This window comes from Kocuria sp. NPDC057446 (genome assembly GCF_042802875.1).
Lineage (GTDB): Bacteria > Actinomycetota > Actinomycetes > Actinomycetales > Micrococcaceae > Kocuria.
This window is the reverse complement of the sequence record NZ_JBHVDI010000260.1, coordinates 1-2,582: the sequence shown is the minus strand read 5'-3', so window position 1 is coordinate 2,582 and position 2,582 is coordinate 1. Positions and strand designations below refer to the sequence as shown.

Genomic DNA, 2,582 nt, shown 5'->3' with positions numbered 1-2,582 from the left:
CCCCACCGCTGTGCCGCTCAACCTGGAACCGCTGAAGTGATCGGCGTGTGGCTGGGTCGTGACGGACGAAGGTTCCTGGGCTGCTCGTCGCCTACCGGTCGCCGCCTCGGCGATCAGCCCTCCTCCGGCCACAGAGTGGATGGTGGATGCCACCGGTGACGGCGGCCCGTGGTGGGCACGGTGGATGATCCTGGCGGCCGCCGTCGGACTCTCGGCGATCGTCCAGCGCCACACCGGTCCTCCACGCCCTCGCATCGATCCGCTCTTCGGTCAGGCACCGTGGGCCTAGGCGACCGCGACCACCGCGAGGACCGGCGAGCTCCCCGCCCGCGCCGAGGTGCGCACCGCGGTCGGGGTAGCCGCCTGCGTCACCGTCGAAGAGCTGGTCGTACTCGTTCCCCTCGTCCTGGCCATTGTCTTCAGCGCGCTGATCCTTCCGGACCTGTGGACTGCTCTCCTGCCGGTGACCGTGCTGACCGGGACGGAGGCCTTCCGCGTCCGCCGCTCCTAAATCTGTCTTCGCACCCGGCACACCGCCGACCGCACCGGCCGACGCCCGCGGCTACCGTGGAGCGCAGGCCTCGACGTCGCCGGCTGAGCAACCCTCGGCCTGGGTCGCCGACGTCCCCCGCAGTCAGTCCTGCTCGAACCAGTCGTCCTGGTCGTCGGCGACATAGGCCGGCAGCTCCGCGCCCACGGCGACCTCCAGCTGCACCCGGTAGGCCAGCACTTCGTGCTCGCGTGTGCACCCCGCCAGCTGTGTCCCGGCACCGGGGACGGCGTCGAGATCCACAGCCACTTCGCTGCCGGGGCGCACGGTGAGCTCGCCCGGGTTCGGGCCCTCGTCGAAGGCGTAGTGCAACGCCTGGGCGGAGCGCACCGTGCCGGTCACCGGCAGGTGCGGCACGTTCTCCGGCGTCTGGTCGTGGTGCTCCTCCCAGTACCCAGGCATCGGCCGGTCGCCGTCCTCGTCCGGGTCGCGGGCCACCAGCTTCCAGGTGACGGCCGAGCCGATCCGGAACGGGTCGCCGCAGCACTGCTGCTCCCACTCGCGCAGCTCCACCTCGATCATCATGACGCGAACCTAGCAGGGCCGCCGTGAGAGGTCGCAATGGTGGCGGGTGCGTCGCCACGCCGATGCGCTGGTCCACGACATCGACATGGACATGGACATGGACATGGAGCAGCTTTCGACACTGGCCCGCGGCCACGATCCGGGCTGACGACCTGTTGCTCGACCTGCTGCTGCGCCCGCGCCAGCTTCTTCGCCTGTCGAACGCCGAGCGCCACGCCGCCACGGGCACCTGCACCATCCCTGGACGAAGCGTTGTGGCGCCGGCTCAGTTGCCTCGGCCCCCGGCCCGCCCCGTGCCCGCAGCGCGTTCATCGGCCACATGATCGACCCGACAGTGGATCGCCCCGGTCACCCGGTAGGACTCCTCCGCCGAGAACACCACCACCAAGGGCACCAGCTACCGCATCCGGCACACCAGCATCAAGACCCTGCCTTCCGTCACCGAGACCGGACGGGCAGACTAGAACAACCCCGCGAGGTGCTCACTTTTCACACGGACAAACAGCTCAAACTTCGAGCGGAACCGACACGAAGTCCGTCGTGACGCCCACCTGACCGCTGGTGCCCACACACCCGCCCGGTGAGCACCCGGCCACCCGGTCCTCGGTCGAGGCCGGGTCGAAGGTGATCAGGCCGTCGCCTTCCTTGCCGGCGACTGCGTAGCACCCGACGCCGTCATGAGTGGCCAGCAGCCGGGAACTGTCCGTGTCCCAGCCCCGGTCGCTGGTGTCGATCGCCGCGGGCCACTGGCCGCGCTCGCTCTGCTCGCCGGGGAACATCCGACCTCGACCGAGCGCCGGCCACGCCGAGCGGGGACCAGGTGCGCTCGCCCAGCCGCGGCCGCGGCACACCCTGGAGCCATGATCGTCGTGCTCTGGGTCCTGCTCTTCGCCGTCCTCGCGCTGCGCCACGCGCTGCCCGCCGGGCTGGGCCGGGAAGCGGTCATCGGGATCCTGTCCGGCCCCACCCTGGGGTTGTCCGTCTACGCCGATGCGCCCTGGGACGCCGCTGGCCCCGGTCTGCTGCCGGCGGCCACCGTCGCGGTCGCCGGTGCCGGCGTGGCGGCCGGATACCTCTGGCGCCACCTGCTGATCGCCGAGAGATCCTGGTCCTGAACCGTTCCGCTGGGCACGCTCGAGGTCCATGATGGGTACATGATCGTCGTCCTGTGGGTCGCGATGTTCCTCTGCACGTTCCACACCGTCGTGCTGGCCCGCCGCAGCCTCTTGATGGCCGCACTGGTGCTGAACCTGGTGACCGTGCTGTGGGCCGCTGCCGCCCCCGGATCACTGGGACTGGACGCGCCGACCGACGCCTGGATTCCCACCTTCCTCGTGTTCCTCGCCGGAGGGCTCCTCGGCAAACTGGTCGACTACATCCGCCGCGAACAGCTCGGCCCTCCCAAGAAACCAGGGACACGAACCAGCCCCGCTCCGGCAGAGCTCGGAACGCTCAAGTACCTGGACTGACGTGGAACGTGAAGGCCCCGCCGCTCGTGATGAGCGGC

4 protein-coding genes are annotated in these 2,582 nt (G+C 70.3%); 2 read left to right on the top strand and 2 right to left on the bottom strand.

Annotated elements, in window-relative coordinates; translation table 11 throughout:
* Positions 1–634 precede the first annotated feature (634 nt).
* On the bottom strand, positions 635–1,075 hold the full coding sequence (locus ACFU0Y_RS17865; protein WP_380216265.1) for a DUF6578 domain-containing protein: 441 nt from the start codon (positions 1,073–1,075) through the stop codon (positions 635–637).
* A gap of 506 nt (positions 1,076–1,581) precedes the next feature.
* Complete coding sequence (locus ACFU0Y_RS17860; RefSeq protein WP_380216263.1) at positions 1,582–1,854, bottom strand: hypothetical protein; 273 nt, start codon at positions 1,852–1,854, stop codon at positions 1,582–1,584.
* Positions 1,855–1,935: 81 nt separating this feature from the next.
* On the opposite strand from ACFU0Y_RS17860, the gene ACFU0Y_RS17855 reads away from it, so the two are divergent.
* Together ACFU0Y_RS17855 and ACFU0Y_RS17850 are read left to right on the top strand one after the other, a co-directional pair.
* Positions 1,936–2,190 carry a hypothetical protein gene (locus tag ACFU0Y_RS17855; protein ID WP_380216261.1) on the top strand — a complete coding sequence of 85 codons (255 nt, stop codon included), beginning with the start codon at positions 1,936–1,938 and terminating at the stop codon, positions 2,188–2,190.
* Positions 2,191–2,229: 39 nt separating this feature from the next.
* Positions 2,230–2,544, top strand: coding sequence for a hypothetical protein (locus ACFU0Y_RS17850; RefSeq protein ID WP_380216259.1), 315 nt, complete (start codon positions 2,230–2,232; stop codon positions 2,542–2,544).
* Positions 2,545–2,582: the final 38 nt, after the last annotated feature.